Below are 5011 nucleotides of genomic sequence, written 5' to 3' on the forward strand. Positions count from 1 at the left end.
GAAGTCGAAGCCAGCAAGCTCCTTCACGGCCGGGAAGTGTGCGAGCTTCAGCGCCATCTCGATGCGGCGATGATCCTTGCGCGCGATCTCGCGCTCGCACAGTAGGATCAGCGTCTCACGCGCCGACAGGTTCGCGCGCGCCGCCTCGTCGAGCAGGCTGTCGAGCTGGTCGCGGCCGCTGCGGAACCAGCGCTAACCCAGCGCCTTACCTATGGAGTTGCACCAACTCAGTTGCGCAGATGTGTTCGCCCTAGCGCCTCTCGTTGCGCTTGATGACACCGCGATGAGCGTTATCCAAAATGGCTCCGAGAAGGAGTCTAAAGGATCGTTACGGCAACCTGATCAGGATTTCGAGACAACGTCACCGCCTCCCAAACAGCCGTTCTTCAGGCGGCATGCGATCCACTAGATTAGGATGAGTGGAGCGAACGCGGAGCCGCGCGCGAACGGCTTTACCGCCGGAATCCATCGATGTGCGCAGGCAGCGGTGAGCACGAACGAACTGGGCATCCTGGTCACTAGCGCTCCTCAGGTAATGTAGCCCGATCGAAGTTGTCATCGGTGCGTGCCGAATGGGATACCTGTCACATTCCGACGCGGCTAAGAACGGCTCAAGCCTCATTCCAATTTCAAGACGAACTTCGCGCCGTCCCGCAGTTCGCAGACCAATTCCCCCTGGTTCATGATCTTGGCCGGCCCGGCCACCAGCTTTGAGGCCCGCACCGTGAGTTTGCCTTCGCGGCTGAGGCTGTGGCGGATGTATTCCGTCACTGGGTACCCGGAACTGTCCACGGTTTGATGAGCGTTGGAGAAGTTGATGCCGTTCTGGGCAGTCACCCTGAAGGCATTGATAATTGGCCCGCCCGGTGTGGCCGAGCCGGGTTTTGTTGCCCGCCGGTAAGACCAACCTCTCCCTGGCACGCCCCATCGATCTCGGAGGTCGGTGAGTAGCGGATCACCATTGGTGGCCGCTCTTAATGAACAATCAAGAGACGCTGCCCCGACGATTTTGACGAAAGTCGAGAGCCTGTGCTTGATTCGGTGGAGCCAGTTCTTGTTGTTACCCGACGGAACCTGCGCAGGTGATTGGGTATGTGGGCCTAAGGGTGCGTAGCGCTTGCAAATGATTATGATCGATCCCGCGGAGTGCGAGTCACTTCGTGCAATGCCTGCGAATTGCGAGAACGACTGGCGTCTCGGCGGGCTTGTCACTGGATCCTCCGCATTATGACGCGCCGTGCTGACATGTGCTCGCGCTCGCTGCACCAACCAGCGGCAAATTCTCCGCGCGAGGGCCTTTCTTGAGCACGTGCCGTTGCAAGTTAGGCGCGCCATAAATGTTTCTAGCGCGATTACGGACCGGTCTGTGAAATGCCAGAGCAGGGCACCTCTGCTCCATCGGTGAGTAGTGTAAAGCTCATCACAATACTTTCGAAGCTAACACTGCATTGTCAGGTTTGAGCCAAGGGGCGCGACCGAGCGGCTGGAGAACCGCCAATTTTCAGGCGGCACGCTGCTTGCTTCGTTCGGACCGGCGGGCACAGTCCCGCCCATGACCGCTGTCGAAACCGAATGTACGTCTTCTGTCCGCTTTCGGCCAGCTCGCAAGTCGCGCGAGCCGGGCGGCCCACCCAGCCCAGGATTACTCCCATGAAACACTCGCTCCTCGCCGCCGTGTTGCTCTCGCTGACGTGTTTGTCCTTCACGGCGGTGCCCCAGGAGTGGGCCGCTGCGGCCCGGGTGGACGATTCCTTCCTTTGCCTCGAGGAAATCGAAGAGCCACGCGCACTGGATTTGGCCCGCGCCGAGAATGACAAGACGCTCGGCGCGCTCCAATCAGATCCCCGCAATCGCCGCTTCTATGAGGAGGCCATCAGCATCCTTCAGGCCAAAGACCGGATTTCCTATGTTTCGTTGGAACGGCGGGGTCTCAGCAATTTCTCGCAGGACGAGAACCACGTGCGCGGCATCTGGCGGCGTACTACGCTTGACAGCTATCGCGGCCAGGACCCGCACTGGGAGACCATCCTCGATATTGACGCGCTGGCGGTCGCGGGTAAGAAAAGTTGGGTCTTTAAAGGCACTACCTGCCTGCCGCCCCAAGTGCGCCTGTGCCTCGTCCAATTTTCTGATGGCGGTAAGGACGCTGTGCTCGTCCGAGAGTTCGACCCGGACACCAACGCCTTCGTCACGACCGGTTTCGCTCTTCTGGAGGGAAAGCAGGCCGTCAGCTGGGTCGACCGCCACACGGTCCTCACTGCACGGGATTGGGGAGAACGGACCCTGACGCAGGTTGGCTGCCCTTTCCTCTTGAGGGAGCTCAAGCGCGCTCAGCCGCTCGTTCGAGCGCGCGAGGTCTTCCGTGGGGAGCCGACCGATGCCGTGGCGGCGCCCTTCGTGCTGCGGGATAATGAAGGCAAAGTTCATGCGGCTGGCGCCATGCGCGCCATAAGCTTCTTCGAGCAGGAGTATGTACTCTTTGCGCCCAACGGACCGATCAAGCTAAACCTGCCAAAGAAAGCGAACATCAGCGGCATCGTCAGTGGCCGCCTGCTCGTGACGCTCAATGAAGACTGGATACTGTCCGGCAGCACCCGCTTTGCGGCCGGCTCGATGATCTCATATGGCTTGGACAAATGGAAGCAAGATCCGCTGCGCGCGATGCCATCGCTCGTCTTCGAGCCCGAGCCTCGGCAAGCGCTCAGCGGGTTCGCGGTCACCAAGAACTTGTTGATCCTGGCGATCCCTGACAATGTTCAGAGCAAGGCATTCACCTACAGGTACGACCAGGGCACTTGGCGGGCCACGCCGATCCCGCTCCCTACGAACGAGAACGTCAGCCTCTCTGCCGCTAGCGAAGAAACGGACGTGGTGCTGTTCACCGTCTCCAACTATCCGGGGCCGACCTCCCTCTGGTACTTCGACGCGGCGAGCGAATGGCTTGAAATACTGAGGACGACACCTCCGAAGTTCAACGCGTCCAGGTATGTTGCGGAGCAGTTCGAGGCCACTTCGCTGGAGGGGACCCGGATTCCCTACTTTCTGGTGCGTCCCAAGAACGCGAGGTTCGGAGCGGAGATCGCAGCCCTTCTCAATGGTTATGGCGGATTCCAGGCTTCGCTCCTGCCATCCTATGCGGGAGCGGTGGGGCGGCGCTGGCCCGAGCAGGGCAATGCATATGTCGTCGCGGACCTGCGCGGCAGCGAGTTTGGACCGCGATGGCACGAGCAGTCGGCCCAAGCGGCAACGAAGCAGCGGACATGGGATCATTTCATCGCCTTTGCGGAGGACCTAATCCGCCGGAGGTCACCTCTCCGCGCCGACTGGGCGTGGTCGGCGCCAGCCAGGAAGGTCTGCTGGTGGGCACCGCGATTACTCAGCGCCGGGACCTCTTCAACGCAGCGATCGTGCAGGTGGCGCTGTTCGACATGCTTCGATTCACCAAGTCGGGATGGCGATCCCGCCATCGCGAGCAGCGCGGATGGATCGAGGCCTACTCGCCCTATCAGAAGCTTGTCCCGGGCAAGACCTGCCCAGTCCCCTTCATTCTTACCTCCACCAAGGACAGCCGCGTGCATCCGCCCACGGCCGTCAAGAGGCAGCGTGCGGCATGAGGTTTTGGACCTGTAAAGCGCTCACGGTCAACGCGATCTGTTCCCGGCTACATCAACGTAGCGAGTCGGTTCACGCTGATCACTTGAGCCATGATTGGCATCGTCAGCCGCAGGAAATTTGCGTGCGGGCTTGCGCTCCGACGGACAGGTGAATCACGAAATACAATGGAATCCATTCATGAGCGACATGACAACTCAGATTCATTCGCACGCGGTCGTGTGGATCGACCACCTCATTGCTAAGATATTCTCCATAGGTTTAACGGGCGTCAGCGCGACGGCCGTACGCGCGCATTTGGCGCCCCAGCGTCTTGATTGCAAAGCGCATACTGGCTCTGCCGTGAATGACGATCCGACGTTTGTCGTCAGGGTAGGTCGGGCGCTGAGTAGCTGCACTGATCTGCTGATCATCGGACCGGGAACCGAGAAGACCGAGCTGATGAACTTCCTGAGAGTGAACAGGCCGGATCTCACCCTGCACGTCGAGACAAGTAATCCTCCGACCGACCGGGAAATTGTAGCGGTTGGGCGAAAGATCTTCCGTCTCGATTGAGTTGGCGATGTTCTTCTTCTGATTGTGGACGGTGCAACAGATCGGACCAAATTACGAGAGATGAGGATCGCTCTTCCCGGGGACCACCACCTAGCTCGCGCATCCGTTTACAGCGATTGATAGGCGCGGGGACCGATGCTATTTAAGTCAGTAGCGCCAATGGGTGGCTACCGCGACCGGGCGTTCTCAGGTGTTCGCCTTGACCAGCCGCCGACGTTGAGGCCGCAGGGAAAGACCGTGCAGAACCGCGATCACCCGCTCGTCCTCCCGATGACATGCCTACCAGCAGACTCGCAAAGCCCCAAGCGGAACGACTAGCAACTGCTGATCGTCATTTCCGCAGAGCGCATAGCGCTAGATCAGAACAACGAACTGAAAAAGTCCCGAGCAAAAAAATCCCCCCGGCATTTTTCTGCCGGGGGTCGCATTTTAGAGAGAGTTGGATCAGAAGTCCATGCCGCCCATGCCGCCGCCCGGGGGCATCGCGGGCGCGCCGGTGTTCTTCTTCGGCAGCTCGGCGACCATCGCTTCCGTGGTGATCAGCAGCGCCGCCACCGAGGCAGCGTTCTGGATCGCGGCGCGGACCACCTTGGTCGGGTCGATGATGCCCTTGCTGACGAGGTTGCCATACTCGCCCGTCTGCGAGTCGAAGCCGTAGGCGTATTGCTCCTTCTCCAGGATCTTGCCGACGATCACCGAGCCGTCTTCGCCGGCGTTGATAGCGATCTGGCGAGCGGGCGCCGACAGCGCCTTGCGCACGATCTCGACGCCGGTCTTCTGGTCGTCGTTCTTGGTGCGCAGGCCCTTGAGCTGCTCGGAGGCACGGAGCAGGGCGACGCCGCCG

At 60.4% G+C, this 5011-nt stretch carries 4 protein-coding genes and 2 pseudogenes; 3 read left to right on the plus strand and 3 right to left on the minus strand.

Translation table 11 applies throughout. The features are described 5' to 3' along the window. Together IVB12_RS15335 and IVB12_RS37955 are read right to left on the minus strand one after the other, a co-directional pair. Positions 1 to 174: pseudogene (locus IVB12_RS15335) on the minus strand (ATP-binding protein); the annotation flags it as partial. Between the two features lie 444 nt (positions 175 to 618). Beyond that, positions 619 to 1335, minus strand: a complete 717-nt coding sequence (locus IVB12_RS37955; RefSeq protein ID WP_249816355.1) for a VirK family protein — start codon at positions 1333 to 1335, stop codon at positions 619 to 621. A 315-nt stretch (positions 1336 to 1650) separates the two neighbouring features. Between IVB12_RS37955 and IVB12_RS15345 the strand changes: the two are divergent. The 3 genes and pseudogenes from IVB12_RS15345 to IVB12_RS15355 all read left to right on the plus strand — a co-directional run. Continuing rightward, positions 1651 to 2895, plus strand: a pseudogene (locus IVB12_RS15345) (S9 family peptidase); the annotation flags it as partial. A 365-nt stretch (positions 2896 to 3260) separates the two neighbouring features. Further along, positions 3261 to 3614: a prolyl oligopeptidase family serine peptidase gene (locus IVB12_RS15350; protein WP_247300230.1), complete on the plus strand. Its 354-nt coding sequence runs from the start codon at positions 3261 to 3263 to the stop codon at positions 3612 to 3614. A 178-nt stretch (positions 3615 to 3792) separates the two neighbouring features. Beyond that, positions 3793 to 4167: a hypothetical protein gene (locus IVB12_RS15355; protein WP_247300228.1), complete on the plus strand. Its 375-nt coding sequence runs from the start codon at positions 3793 to 3795 to the stop codon at positions 4165 to 4167. A 444-nt stretch (positions 4168 to 4611) separates the two neighbouring features. On the opposite strand, the gene IVB12_RS15360 is transcribed toward IVB12_RS15355, so the two are convergent. Beyond that, positions 4612 to 5011 (minus strand): TCP-1/cpn60 chaperonin family protein (locus IVB12_RS15360; RefSeq protein WP_276576808.1); only part of this gene is annotated, 400 nt, incomplete at its 5' end.

It is taken from the genome of Bradyrhizobium sp. 179, assembly GCF_023073535.1.
In the GTDB taxonomy this organism is placed as follows: domain Bacteria; phylum Pseudomonadota; class Alphaproteobacteria; order Rhizobiales; family Xanthobacteraceae; genus Bradyrhizobium.

Excerpts from the sequence above, each read along its gene's own strand:
- IVB12_RS37955 (WP_249816355.1), bottom strand. The coding sequence starts at position 1,335 with ATGGCGCGCCTAACTTGCAACGGCACGTGCTCAAGAAAGGCCCTCGCG.
- IVB12_RS15350 (WP_247300230.1), top strand. The coding sequence starts at position 3,261 with ATGGGATCATTTCATCGCCTTTGCGGAGGACCTAATCCGCCGGAGGTC.
- IVB12_RS15355 (WP_247300228.1), top strand. The coding sequence starts at position 3,793 with ATGAGCGACATGACAACTCAGATTCATTCGCACGCGGTCGTGTGGATC.